We start from the raw sequence: 17,567 nt of genomic DNA, 5'->3' as shown, positions 1-17,567 counted from the left end.
GCTCATCATGCTTTTTCCATCGTTCGAATTTGGGGGGCGACTGGCAAATCCGACAGGCTGGCCAGGCTGACATCGGCCAGCGCCTTGCGAATTGTCCGGTTCACTACGCCCCAATGGGGCTTCACCGTGCAACCGTCCTCCAGCATACAATCGTGATTGCCGTCAATGGTACAACTGGTAATCGCCAGCGGCCCTTCAACGGCTTCGACAATCTCGGCGAGGCTGATCGAGGCCGGCGGGCGCGCCAGACGGATGCCGCCACCGATACCGCGCGTCGATTCGAACAGTCCGGCGGTGGTCAGCTTGCTCACCAGTTTCTTCGCTGTCGGCAGCGGAACACCAGTCTCCTGCGACAGCTTCGTTGCGTTCAGCTTCCCTTCCGCGAGCAGCGCCGCGCCGCAATGGCGCGCCGCAGCGGACATCAGGACAACAGCATAGTCTGCGAGGTTGGAAAGACGCATTTTTCTCGATTCGCCAAGGGTGAAAGTTTAAACAAGACCAATTTAGTCTCATTTATCCAACATTGCAAGTCCAGCGGGGCCTTGCCGGGTCGGGCAAAAGCGGAAAACATGCTTCCAGTACTTCCAGTCAGGTCTCGGTCGTCAGCGGGGCGATCTTGCCTTTCAGATTGGCGCGTTGGTCGATCAATCGCGCGATTTCGCCCTCACCCACACGGAGTTGGGTGGGAGTCACGCCGGCGAAGAATTTCACTTCCCGGATCATATGCGACTGGTCGTAAAAGGCGTCGACCAGTTCCAGCAACTCTTCCTCATTATGCTCGGCATAGGCCCGGGCCGCCCGCAGCGCCCGATATTTGCGCGCGAGATATTTCGGCGGCATGCCATAGAGCTTGTTCACCGTCCGCAGCACCTGCCGCGAGCTTTGCGTCGACCGCTCCATCAAACCACTGATCGGTGGCGACGGCTCCGAAGACAGCCACTCATCGACCATCTTGGTAAAGGCGGCTGTTTCCGGCTTTAGCCGCGGTTTCAGCGAGCGATAGACTTTGTCTGCCCAGGCAACCATTTCTTCAGGGGTCTTGCAACCACGCAGATATTCGAGATTCTTATCGATTTCCTGGGTAAAAACCTCCGCCGCATTGACCGCCTTGTCGGTATATTCTGCCGCCGATTTCCGCGTCGAGATCGCCCATCCAGCGGGCAAGACGCCAATTCCGAACATCCGGAACGGTCCGGTCACGTCCACATGCATTGCGCCGGTCGACGGCCCCTGCAACACCGCCCCCTCATGCGAGAAACTGCTACCATCGGCGAAACTTATGACCGCGCTGCCCTCCAGCAGAAAGCGCAATTGCGCAATCGCGGCCCTCTCGTTATCCGCAAAGCGCGGCTGATCATCTTCGAAAAGATAATAGACCGAAACGAGGTCCCGCACATCTTCCGCCGGCGCAAAATATCTCAAGCTTACCAATTTACGACCCCTTGATCTGTCCCTCCCCAGGTTCAGATTCCCTATGGAATGCGCTTTTATAGCAAAGAAATATAGTTAAAAAAAAGGCCTGACCAAAATAATGGTCAGGCCAATAAGGAAAAGAACTCCGATACCGTCGGATTACGATGGCAGGAGCCCTTCGGGTCGCCCTGTCGCTATGCACCGCTAATGGTTCGGCGCGATTGGACAAATACGACATATTCGCCACATAGTTTTGACATTTAAGGACAAATGCTTCTTTTCCCGGTGGCCGATCAGCGGCTCGCCGCAATCCAGGCGTCAACCCGTTCTTCCATGATATCGAGCGGTACCGGGCCGCTTTTCAGGATCACGTCATGAAAACCGCCCATCTTGAACCGGTCACCCAGAGCTTCCTGCGCCCGTGTCCGCAGCTCAAGTATCTTCAGCTTGCCGATCATATAGGCGGTCGCCTGGCCGGGATAGACGATATAGCGTTCGATCGCCTTGCGAATGTCACCGTCGGGATTGGGCGTATTTTCGGTCAGATATTGAATCGCCTGTTCGCGGCTCCAGCGCTTGTCATGGATTCCGGTATCCACAACCAGCCGGCACGCCCGCCACAATTCCATCCCGAGTCGGCCGAAATCGGAATAAGGATCGGTGTAGAAGCCCATATCCTTGCCCAGTTCTTCGCTATACAGGCCCCAGCCTTCCGAATAGGCAGTCACACCACCGAATTTGCGAAATGCGGGCAGATCACCGAGTTCCGTCTGGATAGCCAGTTGCAGGTGATGGCCGGGCAGAGCTTCGTGATAGGCCAGCGCCTCCAGCTCGGTTTTCGACATGCTCTTGAGATCGTAGAGATTCACATAATATGTGCCCGGCCGCGAGCCATCGGGTGCCGGCCGCTGGTAAAAGGCCTTGCCCGCGGATTTCTCACGAAACGCTTCCACCGGCTTGATCACAAAGGGAGCATTGGGCAGCGTGTCGAAAAATTCCGGCAGCTTCTTTTCCATCGCCGCTAGCTTGCTATTGGCCTCGGCCAAATAATCTTCGCGGCTGGTGTGATAATATTGGTCGCCGGTGCGCAGATGGACGAAAAATTCCTGCAGGCTGCCTTCAAAGCCGACATCCGCCATGATCTTGCGCATCAGTCCGTGAATGCGCGCAACATTGTCGAGTCCGATCTGGTGGATCTCGTCGGCGCTCAGATCTGTTGTCGTGTAATTCTGCAACCGTTCGGCATAATAAGCCTCGCCGTCCTCGAACCGCCAGATACCGTCGCCGTCCCCGGCCATCGCCTGCTGACGCTCCATCTCGGCAATAAGCTTCTCGTAAGCAGGCTTCAGACTGTCGAGCAGCGCTTCCTCGCCGCGGGCAATCAGATCCGCCTTTTCGCTCTCCGCAATATCGAGCGCATTTACCTTCTTCTTCAGATCGGCAAATATCGGTGAGTCATCGCCTTCGGTAAAGGGCGCGCCGGCGATGACGTTGTGGGCATCGTTGATGACATAGGGAAACACCCAGTCCGGCACCATGATCCCGTCATCGGCCCGCTCGGCAGATTGCGCGACCAGCATTTCCATCATCGGCCCTGCGCCGAAGAGGCGGCTGACATAGGCGCCCGCGTCGGCCTTGCTGGCAACCCGGTGAATATTGATCATGAACGCCGGAATCTGACTCTGCGCACCATTCATCTGGTCAAAAATATAGCTGTTCCGGCGGAACGGGAAAGCATTGCGGGAACGTTCCGCCCTTGCTTCAAACAGGCGATAGCTCAACTGGCCGGCTTCGTTCAGCTGGTCCTTGTCAAACTCCGCTTTCATTTTCGCCAGCGCAGCCTGTCCGCGCTCATATTGCTCGATTGCCGCGGCTTCGCTCGGATCATCCCATTTGCCGTAATCGTCGTCGCGAATGCCGCGATAGGCTTTCGACAGAGGCGAATGGGCCAGTTCCTGCTCGTCATATTGCTCGAAAAAAGCGGACAGTCGTGCGTTGATATCTTCCCTGGCCTCGCTGGCACTTTCGCTGGTCTGCGCGTGGCTTGCAGTTCCGACAGTGACCGCAGAAAGGGCTAGGGCAGACGCGGCGGTCAGCAAAAAAATTCTCATCCTCAGATCATCCTTATTGGGTAAAGTTTTGCCGATCCTATCACCCAGATTGCTTTTCGACAAATTGCGCCTTTGGCGCTGCGCGCACCGGACGATATACCGTCCCGTCAATTGCCGGTTGCTGGCTGCACGATCCACCGGTAGGTCTCATGCTATCATGAATGCACATGCACCGGACGCACTGATTATCGGCGGCGGCCATAATGGTCTGGTCTGCGCTTATTATCTCGCCCGCGCCGGTATGAAGGTCCGGATATTGGAAGCGCGCAACGTGATCGGCGGCGCGGCGGTGACCGAGGAATTTCATCCCGGGTTCCGCAACAGCACGGCTAGCTACACGGTCTCGCTGCTCCAGCCGAAAATCATCGCCGATATGGGACTGGTGGAGCGCGGCTACCGGGTGATCGAGCGGCCGAAAAGCAACTTCCTGCCACTCGGCGGTGGCGAATATTTGCTGATGGGCGGTTCTCTCGAAGCAACACAGAAGGAGATCACACGTTTCTCCGCAGCCGATGCAGCGCGCCTGCCGGCTTATTACGAGATGCTGGAATCGGCAGCGGCAATATTACGCGAGCTGGCGCTGGAAATTCCACCGAATGCCGGAGGTGGAGCAGCGGCCCTGCTGGCGGGGATATCCGCCGCCCGCCGGTTCACGCGGCTTCCGGCGCAGCAACAACATGATATCCTCAAGCTGTTCACGCTGAGCGCCCGCGAGTTGCTCGACCAGTGGTTTGAAAGCACACCAGTCAAGGCGGCTTTCGGCTTTGACAGCATCGTCGGCAATTATGCCAGCCCCGATACGCCGGGCAGCGCCTATGTCCTGCTCCACCATGTTTTTGGCGAGATCAATGGCAAGGCGGGACAATGGGGCCATGTGATTGGCGGTATGGGCCGGATCACGCAGCTGATGGCGGCGGCCTGCGAAGAGGCCGGCGTCGAAATCCGTCTGCAAACACCGGTCCGGAGACTGCTGGTCGAGAACGGGACTGCCGTCGGACTGGAAACCGCGAACGGCGAGCAGATTCGCGCGCGGAAGATTGTCGCCAATGTCGGCCCGAAACTGCTTTATGACAAGCTGATAGATAACGCCGATCTGCCAGCCGGATTCCGCCGGATGATGGACGGCTATCAATGCGGTTCCGGCAGTTTCCGGATGAACCTGGCGCTGGACGGTCTACCCGACTTCAGTGATTTGCCCGGACCCGGCGATCATCTGAAATCCGGGATCATCATGGCCCCCTCGCTCGATTATATGGACCGGGCCTATCAGGACGCCCGTCGATATGGCTGGGCGCGCAAACCGGTGGTCGAGATGCTGATCCCCAGTCTGGTCGACGACAGTCTCGCTCCCGCCGGCCAGCATGTCGCAAGCCTCTTCTGTCAGCAATTTGCGCCCGAATTGCCGGAAGGTCGTGTCTGGAAGCATGACCGCGATGCTGCGGTGGAAGCCATTTTGAACGTTGTAGAAAGCCACGCACCGGGCTTTCGCAAGCTGATTCGCGGCCAGATGGCGCTGTCTCCGCACGATCTGGAGCGTAAATTCGGACTGGTCGGCGGCGATATTTTCCATGGCCGCATGTCCCTGGACCAGCTTTGGGCCGCGCGCCCGGTGGTTGGTGCGGCCGGTTACAAGGGACCTTTCGAAGGTCTGTATATGTGCGGATCGGGCACCCATCCCGGGGGCGGTGTAACCGGTGCACCGGGTCACAATGCCGCCCGGATCATTCTGCGGGAGCGCAGCTTTTTCAGGCGATGGCTTGGCTGACGCTACGTCAGGCTAGCCAGAACAGCTGCCTATTGCACCGGGCCGCCGGGAGGGATAGCTTCCTGTTCTTGGGATGGGAGACTCAATTATGCGCAAAACACTGATGCTGGCAGTATGCACCGCTGCTCTGGCCTTGTCGGCCTGTTCAAAAATCAACAATGAGGACGGCGGCGGCGCAGAGATTGCGAACACGGAATATCCCGAACAGGTGTTCTGGGGCGACACCCATCTCCATACCGACAATAGCATCGACGCTTTCGGTTTCGGCAACCGGCTCGATGCCGAAAATGCCCTGCGTTTTGCCCGCGGCGAAGAAGTGACGGCAACAAAGGGGGCCAAGGCAAAATTGTCCCGGCCCCTCGATTTTCTGGTGATCGCCGACCATAGCGATGCGATGGGCGCAACCAAGGCGATCATGGAAGCCCCGCGTATCGCCTTGCTCACCAATAAATTCCTGCTGCGCTGGCACGACATGATGAACGAGAGCGACGAGGGATCGTTACAGGTCACGGCAGAGCTGATCGATGGCGCGGCCAAGGGCACGTTGCCGGAATCGCTCACGGATCCGGAAGAGACGCGCGAACGCACCGCAGATCTGTGGAAAAAGCACGGCGAGATCATAAACCGGTATAATGAACCGGGGAAATTTACCGCCTTCATGGGCTTTGAATATACGCCGATGCCGCAAGGCGACAACCTCCATCGCGTCGTGATGTTTCGCGACGATCCGGAAGAAATGGGTGATACCATTCCTTATGGGGCGCTGGGATCTCAGGACCCGGAAAAGCTTTGGACCTATATGGATGCCTATGAGAAAAAGACCGGCGGCAAGGTACTCGCCATTCCGCACAACAGCAATGTCTCGAATGGCCGCATGTTCGCGATGAACAAGTTCGACGGCAGCCCGATTGACGCAGCCTATATCAGGACCCGTGCGCTGCGCGAACCGATTGTCGAGGTCACGCAGATCAAGGGCGACAGCGAATCCCACCCCTTTCTGTCGCCCAATGACGAGTTTGCCAGTTTCGGCGTCACCGGATGGGACAAATGCAATCTGAGCTGCACCAGAGACATGCCACCGGAAAGCTATGGTGGCAGCTATGTCCGCGAAGCGCTCAAACGCGGGCTGGAACTGACCCTGTCCGTCGGCGCCAATCCTTTCAAATTCGGCATGATCGGATCGACCGACAGCCACACCTCGCTGGCAACGGCAGACGAGGATAATTTCTTCGGCAAGCACAGCGCGAACGAAGCGAATAACAAGCAACGCGCTCTGGAGCCACAGAATCTCGGCACCCGCGAAGGACGGTTCGGCTGGCATTATCTGTCCAGCGGCTATGCCGCCGTCTGGGCGACCAGCAACACGCGCGAAGCCATTTTCGATGCGATGATGCGCCGCGAAGTCTATGCGACAACCGGCCCGCGGATGCAGGTCCGCTTCTTCGGCGGCTTTGATTTTTCTGCCGATGACATCGCTGATCTGGTCAAGGCCGGCTATACCAAGGGTGTTCCGATGGGCGGCGATCTCAAGGGCGGCGGCGGCCAAGCGCCCAAATTCCTGATCAGTGCGCTGATGGACCCGGAAAGCGCCAGTCTCGACCGGATCCAGGTAATCAAGGGCTGGGTCGACGCGACCGGCAAGAGTCAGGAAAAAATCTATAATGTCAGCTGGAGCGATGCTGATAACCGCAAGCCCGGGGGCGATGGCAAGCTGCCCGCAGTTCCCAATACCGTCGATCTGGCCAAGGGCACCTGGGACAATGCCACCGGCGCGCCCGAACTGGTTACCTTCTGGCAGGACCCCGATTTCGATGCCGCGCAAAATGCCTTTTACTATGTGCGCGTCCTGGAAATCCCGACGCCGACCTGGCCTGTCTATGATGCGCTGAAATTCAACCTGACCCTGCCCGATGATGTCATCAAGATCCAGCAGGAGCGCGCCTACAGCTCGCCCATCTGGTATACGCCGGCAGCCTAGGTCCGGGACAGTGATTTGACGGGACCTGTCAGCCGACAGGCCCGGATTGCATTGGCATGCCGCGGTTGTACAGATTGGATATTTCGACAAATGATGCACAAGCTTATTCGGGAACCGCTCGTTCATTTTCTCGGGGGTGCGCTGCTCGTCTTTGCCTTCTTCTGGGCTAGTGGCAGCAATCGGGATCCGGCTGACTATGCGATCCATATTGATGAAACGGATATCGAAAGGCTCAAGACAGGCTGGGTGCAGAATTTCCGGCGGACGCCTACGCAGGCTGAACTGGACGCCCTGATCGATCAGGAAATTGCCGAGGAAATCTACTATCGCGAAGCCTTGCGGCTGGGGCTGGACAAAAACGACCCCGTCATCCGGCGGCGGCTGTTTACCAAGATGCGCTTTATCGAAAGCGGAGAGACGGCAGACTCTGGAGCGGACGATACGATCCTGCAGCAATGGATGGACGACCACCCTGAAAAATACGCCCTTCCCCCGCTCTATGATTTCGAACAGATCTATCTCGGCCAGATCGATTCAAGCGAGGCGCGTCAGCGGATCGACCAGCTGAAAGCCGGTGCGAACCCCGACAGCTTCGCGCAACCCCTTTCCACGCCGCGGACTTTCGCGCGGACGGAGACAGCGGACATTGCCCGACAATTTGGCGAGCGTTTTGCGGAACAGCTCGAGACGCTGGAGCCTGACGACTGGAGCGGCCCGATCGTCTCGGGTTTCGGCAGCCATGCCGTCAGGATTTCCGCGAAAACCCCCGGTCAGAGAGCGACGTTTGCGGACGTCCGGCAAAGGGTCGCCAATGACTGGTCCGCCACGCGACAGGCCGAACAGAGAGACAAAAGCCTCGCCCGTCTCCAGGCGGAATATGACATCACGGTAGCCGGTCGGCCATGATTCGCTGGCTGGCTATCCTCTGGGTCTCTTTTGCCTGCGGGCTCGCACCCGGCAGCGCCCGCGCCGACGAGCTGCGCCCGGCCTATATCGAACTGACCGAACAGGCGCCGGGCCAATGGGCGCTGCTGTGGAAAGCCTCCGCCAATTCCCGCCTGGGCCAGAGTGGACAGGTCATCATCCCCGCCAATTGCAAAATCCGAGGCGAGCGCCAGCGCGAATTTGCCGGCAGCAATATTCTGACCCATCTCAATTTGCGCTGCGACGGCACGCTCCAGGGGCAGGCGATCGGGCTGAAAGGACTCGCGCTTTCCACCACCGATGCGCTGGTCCGCATTGCCCCGATCGGCAGCCCCATGCAGACTCTGCGCCTGACACCAGACCAGCCGGTCACCACCCTGGCCAAGCCCTCGATCATTTCCAATGTCGCGGTGACATATACGATCATCGGGATAGAGCATATCCTGCTCGGCTTCGACCATCTGTTTTTCGTGCTGGCGCTCGTGCTGCTGCTCAAGGGCGGCTGGCTGGTAGCCAAGACCGTCACCGCCTTCACGGTCGCGCACAGCATCACATTGGTGGGGACAACGCTCGGCTGGCTATCGCTGCCATCGCAGCCGGTCGAAGCGGTTATTGCGCTTTCCATTATCTTCCTCGCTGTCGAGGTGGTGAAAGCCAAGCCTGATGACCGACGCCTGTCGGAACGTTTCCCGTGGATCGTCGCTTTTCTGTTCGGACTTCTCCACGGCTTCGGTTTTGCCGGAGCGCTGGCGGAAATCGGCCTGCCGGAAGGCGATGTTCCGCTCGCCTTGCTGACCTTCAATCTCGGCGTGGAAATCGGCCAGCTGGCGATTGTCGCGCTCGCTCTGGCTTTGTTATATGGCCTGAGGAAATTCCGGGTCGATTGGCTGCATCCGGCAAAAACCGCCGTGGCCTATGGCATCGGGATCATCTCTACTTACTGGTTCATCGAGCGCATGGTCGCCTGACCATTTTCCCAGGGGGTTGACCCCGCATAGAATCCGGCCTTCGCTCCGGGGTTCGGAGCAAAGGCCGCTATCGTCATTCAATTCAGCAATATCGGGAAAAGTCTATCCCGCGGGCGGACGGTGGGCGTCTTCCGACCAGTCCTGCCGTGCTGCCCATTCTTCCAGCGTCTCGAATTCGACTTCCGGCAGACGCTGCTGCATGAAATCGGTGTCGACTTCGAAAGGCCTTGTGACATTATTGTTGTTATATTCGTAGAATGCGGTGATTCCCGCAGCCATGGTTTCACGGTTTTCCGGCGGCACATCGTCACCAAATGCCTTGACCAGATAGTCGCCGAACTCTTTCGGCGTGCACGGGTCATATTTGATTTCATGACCAAATACCCGTGACAGGGTTTCCGCTACTTCTGGTGGTCTCAGACGCTGTGGTCCGCCGATGTTGAGCCAGGAACCTTCGAAGTCCGGGCGGTCCATTGCGGCAACCATACATTTGCCGACATCATCAAGACTGATCCAGTTGGCCTGAAGATCGGCATTGTGCGGATAGACATAGCGTTTTTCGTCAACAATGAACGGCCGCGCCCAGTTGGTCAGCAGATTGTCCATGAACAGCACCGAACCGAATACGGTAGCCGGCATGCCGGAGCGGAAAATCTCGTTCACTGCGATAGTGTTATTGCCATAGGTGAACGGGTCGCCGGGACGCTCGGGTATCCAGCTCGAGGTGTTCCAGACGAAACGCTCGGTGCCGGCTTCCTTGGCCGCGGCCGCGACCTTGCCCACCATGGTTGCACGATCTTCGCGCGCCTGTAGCGGATGGGTGTAGAAAACCGCATCCGAACCTTCAAAGGCGGGGACCCAGGTCGATTCGTCGGTCAGATCAATCTGGCGGCATTCATCCGCTGCATTTGTGCCTCCCAGATCCGGATTTTCACTGCGTGACAGGGCACGGACCTTGTGACCTGCAGCTGCCAATTGTCGTATTTGTGCCAGGCCTTGCCGACCGGTAGCGCCCACGACTGATACCAATGCCATGATTTTCTCTCCTCTTGCATCTGCAGCGACGCTAGAGGCGAACAGGAAGAGTCCCAATGCTCCATTTTGTCAGGCCATTATTGTTAGGCCCGTTGTCGGGACGGCGTCAGGTATCCTGTTCACCCAGCATCGCCTGCCATCGTTGCATGCCGGAAATCCAGCGTTCGGGATTGGCCCCCTTCTGTTTGATATAGTCGCCGACTACCGGATGTGGCAGAATCAGGAACCGTTCGTCGCCGATTGCCTCAACGCACATATCCGCGACATGTTCGGGCGTCACGATACCGTCCTTGGCCACGGTGGATGTGTCGACACCGGCAATCATTGGCGTATCAACGCCTTGCGGACAGAGCACTGACACTTTCAGTCCTTCTGCGCCATGGGTGATCGCCAGCCATTCGGCAAAGCTGACCGCAGCATGTTTGGTCACCGAATAAGGCGCCGATCCGATTTGCGCCAGCAAGCCGGCCGCCGACGCGGTATTGAGCAGATAGCCGCCGCCACGGGCCAGCATTTTCGGCACCAATATCCGTGCCGCCTGGATATGAGACAGAACGTTGATTTCCCAGATATTCTGCCAATCGGCATCTGGCACTTCGACACCACCCCCGGTTATGATACCGGCGTTGGATACGAACAGGTCGATCGGCCCGACATCGGCTTCCACCGTTTCGATCAGATGGCTGATATCCTCGGCCAGAGACACATCGGTTTTGATTGCAACGCCGCCAATTTCATCCGCGACGGCCTGCGCCCCGGCAAGATCACGGTCCGCGCAAATGACCTTTCTGGCCCCTTCCGCAGCGAAGCGGCGGGCCATGGCCGCCCCGATGCCGCTGGCGCCACCGGTGATAACGATAATCTTGTCCTGCAATTGCATTTGGATTTTGTCCTGCTTGAATAAATTAATCACTCGCTTAAAGATGCCAGACGGTTAGAACAAGGCAAGATTGCATCCGGGCAGGAGCGCTCCTGCCCGACTAGCCGCGAACAAAGGAGAGAAAAAATGTTCAGTCACATGATGGTCGGATCGAACGATATCGACCGCTCGAAGAAATTCTATGACGCGTTGTTCAAAAGCGTTGGCGGTCCGGAAGCGATGGTCGATCCGAAGGGCCGGCTGATGTATGTTCACAACGGCAGCATCTTCATGGTTACGGCCCCTATCGATGGCAAGGAAGCCACATGCGGCAATGGCATGACCGTAGGATTTGCGATGGAAAGTCCCGATCAGGCCGATGCCTGGCACAAAGCCGGCCTGGAAGCCGGCGGTACCGCCATTGAAGACCCTCCTGGCGTGCGCGATAATCCCGGCATGGAGCTTTATCTCGCCTATCTGCGGGATCCGGACGGCAACAAGCTCTGCGCTCTGCACCAGATGGGTTGAATCATATGCCGGACAGGAGCATCCGGATCGGCGGTGCGAGTGGCTATTGGGGTGAAAGCGCCATGGCTACTCCGCAGCTGCTCAATGCGGACGTGGATTATCTGGTCTATGACTATCTCGCCGAGATCACCATGTCGATCATGGCGCGGGCCCATGCCAGGGACCCGGCGGCTGGCTTTGCCGGTGATTTTATCAGCGCGGTTCTGAAGCCGCATGCCAAGGCCATTGCCGCGCAAGGCGTAAAGGTCATTGCCAACGCCGGCGGGGTCAATCCCGCTTCCTGCGGCGAAGCGGCACGGGCGGTCATCAGGGAACAGGGTCTCGACCTCAAGGTAGCGGTGATCACCGGCGATAATCTGCTGGGCGAACGGGATGAAATCGCTGCGGCTGCGCCCAAGGAAATGTTCACCGGCGCGGCCTTTCCGGACAAAGACAGGATCGCCAGCATCAACGCCTATCTCGGCGCTTTCCCGATAGCCAAGGCTCTCGCCGAGGGCGCGGATATCGTGATCACCGGTCGCTGCGTCGACAGCGCGGTGACATTGGGCGCCTGTATCCATGAATTCGGCTGGTCGGCGGGCGACCATGACCTGCTCGCCAGCGGAAGCCTGGCAGGCCATTTGCTGGAATGCGGACCGCAAGCGACCGGTGGCAATTATACCGACTGGGAAGAGGCCGGTGACATTTCGAATATCGGCTATCCGATTGGCACGGTTTCTCCCGACGGCTCGTTCACCGTCGGCAAGCCCGAAGGCACCGGTGGCTGCGTCACGGTCGGCACGGTGTCCGAACAGATGCTGTATGAAATCGGCGATCCGCAGGCCTATATGCTGCCCGATGTCGTGTGCGATTTTTCACAGGTTGAAATCGTCCAGGCTGGCCCGGACGAAGTGCACGTGTCCCCGGCGAAAGGCTATCCTGCACCCGACCATTACAAGACCTGCCTGACCTATGGCGAGGGCTATCGCGGCGGGACCTATGTCAGTTTCTACGGCTTTGATGCTGCCCGCAAGGCGCAGAAATTCTGCGACAATATCTTTGTCCGTGCCAACAAGATCCTGCGCGGCCACAATCTGGGCGACTATAGCGAAACCAGCGTCGAGCTGATCGGCGCGGAAAGCCAGTTTGGCGACTATGCCGCCGATCATGAACCGCGCGAAGTGGTCGCGAAAATTGCCGCCAAACACAGCGAAGCCGCAGCCATCGGCATCCTGCTGCGCGAGCTGACCGGGCTGGGTCTGGCGACGCCGCCAGGTCTGGGCAGTTTTTCCGGCGCGCGGGCCAAACCATCGCCCGTCGTGAGGCTTTTTTCCTATCTGACACCGAAAGATTCTGTAACTGTCACGATCGATGTCGATGGCAAGGAAATCACATTCCAGGACGAACAAGGTCAGGGCTTCAACCCGGCTGCCATAAACCGTCCGGCGCCGCCGCAAAATCCGCGCGAACCGGAAAGCGCCGTCACCGTTCCGCTGGTCCGGTTGGCCTGGGCCCGCTCGGGAGACAAGGGCGACAAGGCCAATATCGGCGTGATCGCGCGCGATCCTGCCTATCTGCCCTATATCTGGGCGGCTCTTACCCCGGAGTCCGTAGCCAAGCGCTTCGGCCATTTTATCGAAGGTGGCGCCGATGCAGCCCAAATCGACAAATATTATCTGCCCGGCTCCCACGCGATCAATTTCCTGATCGACGCGGTGCTTGGTGGCGGCGGTGTCGCGAGCATCAGAAATGATGCGCAGGGCAAGGGCTATGGCCAGATATTGCTCGCCCATCCGGTCAGGATACCGGCCGAGCTCGCCGAAAAACTGGATTGAGAAGGATTTTATCGATGATGCAGGAAGCCAAGGATTTCAATGAGGAAAGCGACACGCTGGCAGCCGTGCTTGCCGATGCGAGTGATGATGTCTTTGCCACGGTCACCCAGTTCAAGAGCTGGACGATCGAGGATGTTATTGGTCACCTGCATATCTGGAATGCCGCCGCGCTGATGACCCTGCAGGACCCGGACGCCTTCAAGCAATTTCTCAGCGACATGATGGGCGCGTTCAAAACCGGCAAGGGCCATGTCGATGTGCAATATGAGTGGCTGGACCAGCATGCCGGCGGGATTCGCGGCAAGGCCCTGTTCGACGCCTATTGCGACTATTATCCCAGGCTCGCCACCGCTTATGGAGAAGCGGATCCCGAGCATCGCGTCGGCTGGGCCGGGCCGGACATGACCACGCGCTCGAAGATCATCGCCCGCCAGATGGAAACCTGGTCGCACGGGCAGGAGATATTCGACATATTGGGGCAGCAGCGCCAGGACGGCGACCGGATCCGTAATATTGCCCATCTTGGCGTCACCACTTATGGCTGGACCTTCCGCAATCGCCGTCAGGAACCGCCGGCGCCGAAGCCGTTCGTCCAATTAACCGCACCATCAGGCGCCGTCTGGGAATGGAATGATCCGCAAGAGGATAATATGGTAAAAGGCAGCGCGGTGGAATTCTCGCAGGTTGTGACCCAGACCCGCAATATCGACGACACTGCGCTCGAGACGGTCGGCGACACCGCCCGCCAGTGGATGAAAATCGCCCAATGTTTCGCGGGTGGTCCGGAAAATCCGCCGGCAAAAGGAACCAGGAGTATCGCCACCGGCTGAATGGAGCAGATAATGACCAGCAGCGACCGTATCGCCGCGCTCGCCGCATTTTTGGCTTCCCCGCCGGAAGATTCCACGGGAATGGATGCGACCACCCGGCCGGTGCATTATCGCCCTAGGGATATTCCCGTTCATCAGGGCGGTCCCCGGGCCAAACTGTGGATGTTGCTCGAATGCCGGGCCTAGTGTCAGATATTTGCGATCGCGGATTATCCGGCCAAGGCGGCCATTGACTTTCGTATAATATTGCGGATATCGGAAGCCGCGCGACCGGCTAGGATGTGTGTCTGTTACAACCGGCACCGGACGGCAGGACGTTCCAGCAATCATATTTTAGGGCTTGTTCGCGGGCGCAGCATCATGCTATCGCTCAAAAATGAACGATGTCGATTCCGCGCCCCCGTATAGCCTTTGATTGCCTCGCACCCGCCGGGCCATTCCGGCCGCATGTCTCGAGAAATACCGGTTTGAATCTATGACCAGCAAACGCAGCAAGCTTCAGGAGGATACGCGTTTCCGCGTGCTTCGCCTGCTTGCCGAAAATCCGGAGATGTCGCAGCGGGAAATGGCGGAAGCCGTCGGCGTCAGCGTCGGGTCCATGCATTATGTACTGAATGCGCTGATCGAGAAAGGCCTGGTCAAACTGGGAAATTTTACCGCAGCAGAAGACAAGCGTCGCTATGCCTACAAGCTGACCCTCAACGGGATATCCGAGAAGGCCGCGATGACCCGCCGGTTTCTGCTGCGAAAAATGGAAGAGCATGAAGCCCTCAAGGCCGAAATCGAAAGTCTCGCAGCGGAACTGCCCGAATCCCAAATGCCCGGCCTCCACGATGGTGTGAAAAGTAAATGACCGGCCATCATGAAATTGTCACAAGCAACGTTGATCGGGGCAGGAAAGAATGCCCGCGATCACTGAAGCCGCTCCATCGCATGTTATCTCGGGCAGATGGCAACAGGAATATCAGTGTATCGGCAGGAATGCCGGCGCGCTCAGACAGCAATAGACTATTAACTAAGGGAATAATCGGACGATGAAAATTGCAATGATCGGTACGGGCTATGTGGGGCTGGTCTCTGGCGTATGTTTTTCCGACTTTGGCCATGATGTGGTCTGCGTCGACAAGCTGCCCGAGAAAATCGCCCTGCTGGAACGCGGCGAAGTTCCGATTTACGAACCCGGGCTGGACGCCGTTATGGAACGCAATGTCGCCGCCGGCCGGTTGAGTTTCACCACCGATCTGGCGGCCGCCGTCGACGGCGCCGACGCGGTGTTCATCGCCGTCGGCACGCCGACAAGACGCGGCGATGGCCATGCCGATCTGACCTATGTCATGGCCGCCGCCAAGGATATTGCCGAGGCGCTGACCGGATATGCCGTGGTGGTAACCAAGTCGACAGTGCCCGTCGGCACCAACCGCAAGGTCGAAGCGGTTATCCGTGATGCCAATCCCGACGCGGAATTTGACGTGGCTTCCAACCCAGAATTTCTCCGGGAAGGCGCGGCAATCGATGATTTCATGAAACCCGACCGCGTGGTCGTGGGCGTCGAAAGCGACCGCGCGAAGACGGTGATGGGGGACATTTACCGTCCGCTGTTCCTGCGCGAATTCCCGATCGTCTATACCGATTTGGAATCGGCAGAAATGATCAAATATGCAGCCAATGCCTTTCTCGCCACCAAGATCAGCTTCATCAACGAAATCGCAGCGTTGTGCGAGCGTGTCGGCGCCGACGTCAAGTCGGTTTCCAAGGGCATCGGTCTGGATGGCCGTATCGGCAACAAGTTCCTGCACGCCGGACCGGGCTATGGCGGGTCATGCTTTCCCAAGGACACCAGCGCGCTGGCTCGGATCGGTCAGGAACACGGTGTCCCCCAGCGCATCACCGAGACGGTGATCGAGGTGAACGAGGCGATCAAGCGGCGAATGATCGACAAGCTGCTCGACCTGTGCGGCGGCTCGGTCAACGGCAAGACGGTTGCTGTCATGGGCGTCACGTTCAAACCGGAAACCGACGACATGCGCGACGCTCCATCGCTGACCATCGTTCCCGCACTCGTGGGCAGTGGCGCCAATGTCCGGGTGTGCGATCCACAGGGGTTGCGCGAAGGCGAGGCGCTGTTGCCCGGCGTCACCTGGGTTGACGACGCCTACGAGACAGCCAGCGATGCGGACATCGTGGTCATCCTGACGGAGTGGAACGAATTTCGCGCGCTTGACCTTGCGCGCCTCGCCGGGGGCATGAAGTCCCCGGTCATGGCCGACCTGCGCAATGTCTATGATCGCGATTCGGTTCTTGCCGCCGGCTTCACCGAATATGTCGGAGTGGGCCGGTGAAAACAGCCTTCATCACCGGAACCGGCGGGTTCATCGGTTTTCATCTGGCCGAACTGCTGCTGCAGGAGGGCTGGACCGTGGCCGGCTATGACGGCATGACCGACTATTATGATGTGCGCCTGAAGGAAAGCCGGATCGCGCTGCTCAACCAGCATCCGAAATTCACATTCACCCACGCCATGCTGGAAGACAATGATTCCGTGCAAGCCGCCGTCACAGCGGCTGCGCCGGATATCATCGTTCACCTCGCCGCGCAGGCAGGCGTCCGTTACAGTCTGGAAAATCCCCGCGCCTATATCGACGCCAATATCGTCGGCACCTTCAACGTCATGGAGGCTGCCCGCGCGGTGCCGGTGCAGCATCTGCTGATGGCCTCGACCAGTTCGGCTTATGGGGCGAATACCGAAATGCCCTTCGCCGAGACACAAAAGGCCGACACGCCGCTGACCATCTATGCCGCAACCAAGAAGGCTAACGAGGCGATGGGCCATTCCTACGCCCATATCCACGGCATGCCGACGACGATGTTCCGCTTTTTCACCGTCTATGGCCCCTGGGGCAGGCCGGACATGGCCCTGTTCAAATTTACCAAGGGCATATTGGAAGGCACGCCGATCGACATTTACAACAATGGCGAGATGTGGCGGGACTTTACCTATGTCACCGATCTGGTCCGCGGGATCCGGCTGCTGATCGACGCGGTGCCGGGCGGACCGGAAACCGCGGTTGAGAATGACAGCCTGTCCCCCGCTGCTCCGTTCCGGGTGGTCAATATCGGCAATTCCGACAAGATCCGCCTGCTGGATTTCGTGGAAGCGATCGAGGATGAAGTGGGCAAGAAGGCGGTGCGCAATTACATGCCGATGCAGACCGGCGATGTGCCCGCCACCTGGGCGGACGCCGGCGTGCTGCAGCAGCTGACCGGTTACCGGCCGCAAACCCCGTTCCGGGAAGGCGTGGCCGAATTCGTCAACTGGTACCGCGACTTTTACGGAGACTGAGC

Annotated in this window: 16 protein-coding genes; 11 read left to right on the top strand and 5 right to left on the bottom strand. The window is 58.6% G+C overall.

Annotation, left to right across the window (positions count from 1 at the left end; translation table 11 throughout):
- Positions 1-5: 5 nt before the first annotated feature.
- The 3 genes from ACHZCJ_RS12025 to ACHZCJ_RS12015 form a co-directional block, all read right to left on the bottom strand.
- Positions 6-461, bottom strand: coding sequence for an SUF system Fe-S cluster assembly regulator (locus tag ACHZCJ_RS12025; protein ID WP_159647082.1), 456 nt, complete (start codon positions 459-461; stop codon positions 6-8).
- A gap of 127 nt (positions 462-588) precedes the next feature.
- Positions 589-1,431 carry a DUF6597 domain-containing transcriptional factor gene (locus ACHZCJ_RS12020; RefSeq protein ID WP_159647080.1) on the bottom strand — a complete coding sequence of 281 codons (843 nt, stop codon included), beginning with the start codon at positions 1,429-1,431 and terminating at the stop codon, positions 589-591.
- A 275-nt stretch (positions 1,432-1,706) separates the two neighbouring features.
- Entirely contained in the window at positions 1,707-3,524 is a 1,818-nt protein-coding gene (locus tag ACHZCJ_RS12015) for a DUF885 domain-containing protein (RefSeq protein WP_321326703.1), read from the bottom strand.
- A 157-nt stretch (positions 3,525-3,681) separates the two neighbouring features.
- Between ACHZCJ_RS12015 and ACHZCJ_RS12010 the strand changes: the two genes are divergently transcribed.
- From ACHZCJ_RS12010 to ACHZCJ_RS11995, 4 genes are all read left to right on the top strand, one after another.
- Positions 3,682-5,289, top strand: coding sequence for an NAD(P)/FAD-dependent oxidoreductase (locus tag ACHZCJ_RS12010; RefSeq protein WP_321326701.1), 1,608 nt, complete (start codon positions 3,682-3,684; stop codon positions 5,287-5,289).
- Positions 5,290-5,377: 88 nt separating this feature from the next.
- Positions 5,378-7,267: a DUF3604 domain-containing protein gene (locus ACHZCJ_RS12005; RefSeq protein WP_321326699.1), complete on the top strand. Its 1,890-nt coding sequence runs from the start codon at positions 5,378-5,380 to the stop codon at positions 7,265-7,267.
- Between the two features lie 90 nt (positions 7,268-7,357).
- Positions 7,358-8,173, top strand: coding sequence for a peptidylprolyl isomerase (locus ACHZCJ_RS12000; protein WP_321326697.1), 816 nt, complete (start codon positions 7,358-7,360; stop codon positions 8,171-8,173).
- On the top strand, positions 8,170-9,159 hold the full coding sequence (locus ACHZCJ_RS11995) for a HupE/UreJ family protein (RefSeq protein ID WP_321326695.1): 990 nt from the start codon (positions 8,170-8,172) through the stop codon (positions 9,157-9,159). The genes ACHZCJ_RS12000 and ACHZCJ_RS11995 overlap by 4 nt, the downstream gene beginning before the upstream one ends.
- 102 nt (positions 9,160-9,261) lie before the next feature.
- Here ACHZCJ_RS11995 and ACHZCJ_RS11990 read toward each other — a convergent pair whose 3' ends face one another.
- Both ACHZCJ_RS11990 and ACHZCJ_RS11985 read right to left on the bottom strand, forming a co-directional pair.
- Complete coding sequence (locus ACHZCJ_RS11990; protein WP_159647068.1) at positions 9,262-10,194, bottom strand: SDR family oxidoreductase; 933 nt, start codon at positions 10,192-10,194, stop codon at positions 9,262-9,264.
- Positions 10,195-10,300: 106 nt separating this feature from the next.
- Entirely contained in the window at positions 10,301-11,074 is a 774-nt protein-coding gene (locus ACHZCJ_RS11985; RefSeq protein WP_321326692.1) for an SDR family oxidoreductase, read from the bottom strand.
- Positions 11,075-11,200: 126 nt separating this feature from the next.
- Here ACHZCJ_RS11985 and ACHZCJ_RS11980 point away from each other — a divergent pair, with 126 nt between their 5' ends.
- The 7 genes from ACHZCJ_RS11980 (at position 11,201) to ACHZCJ_RS11950 (ending at position 17,565) form a co-directional block, all read left to right on the top strand.
- Positions 11,201-11,581, top strand: a complete 381-nt coding sequence (locus ACHZCJ_RS11980) for a VOC family protein (RefSeq protein WP_321326690.1) — start codon at positions 11,201-11,203, stop codon at positions 11,579-11,581.
- Between the two features lie 5 nt (positions 11,582-11,586).
- A complete protein-coding gene (locus ACHZCJ_RS11975; RefSeq protein WP_321326688.1) occupies positions 11,587-13,395 on the top strand; it encodes an acyclic terpene utilization AtuA family protein in 1,809 nt (602 codons plus the stop codon).
- 14 nt (positions 13,396-13,409) lie between these two features.
- Complete coding sequence (locus ACHZCJ_RS11970) at positions 13,410-14,225, top strand: TIGR03084 family metal-binding protein (protein ID WP_321326686.1); 816 nt, start codon at positions 13,410-13,412, stop codon at positions 14,223-14,225.
- Between the two features lie 12 nt (positions 14,226-14,237).
- Positions 14,238-14,411 carry a hypothetical protein gene (locus ACHZCJ_RS11965; protein WP_321326684.1) on the top strand — a complete coding sequence of 58 codons (174 nt, stop codon included), beginning with the start codon at positions 14,238-14,240 and terminating at the stop codon, positions 14,409-14,411.
- 289 nt (positions 14,412-14,700) lie between these two features.
- Positions 14,701-15,078, top strand: coding sequence for a MarR family EPS-associated transcriptional regulator (locus ACHZCJ_RS11960; protein WP_159647060.1), 378 nt, complete (start codon positions 14,701-14,703; stop codon positions 15,076-15,078).
- 181 nt (positions 15,079-15,259) lie between these two features.
- Positions 15,260-16,564, top strand: coding sequence for a UDP-glucose/GDP-mannose dehydrogenase family protein (locus ACHZCJ_RS11955; protein ID WP_321326681.1), 1,305 nt, complete (start codon positions 15,260-15,262; stop codon positions 16,562-16,564).
- Positions 16,561-17,565: an SDR family NAD(P)-dependent oxidoreductase gene (locus ACHZCJ_RS11950; RefSeq protein WP_321326679.1), complete on the top strand. Its 1,005-nt coding sequence runs from the start codon at positions 16,561-16,563 to the stop codon at positions 17,563-17,565. Before ACHZCJ_RS11955 ends, ACHZCJ_RS11950 begins: the two co-directional genes overlap by 4 nt.
- Positions 17,566-17,567 lie beyond the last annotated feature (2 nt).

The organism is uncultured Parasphingorhabdus sp. (assembly GCF_963677535.2).
GTDB lineage: Bacteria > Pseudomonadota > Alphaproteobacteria > Sphingomonadales > Sphingomonadaceae > Parasphingorhabdus.
This window is presented reverse-complemented; position numbering and strand designations above follow the sequence as displayed.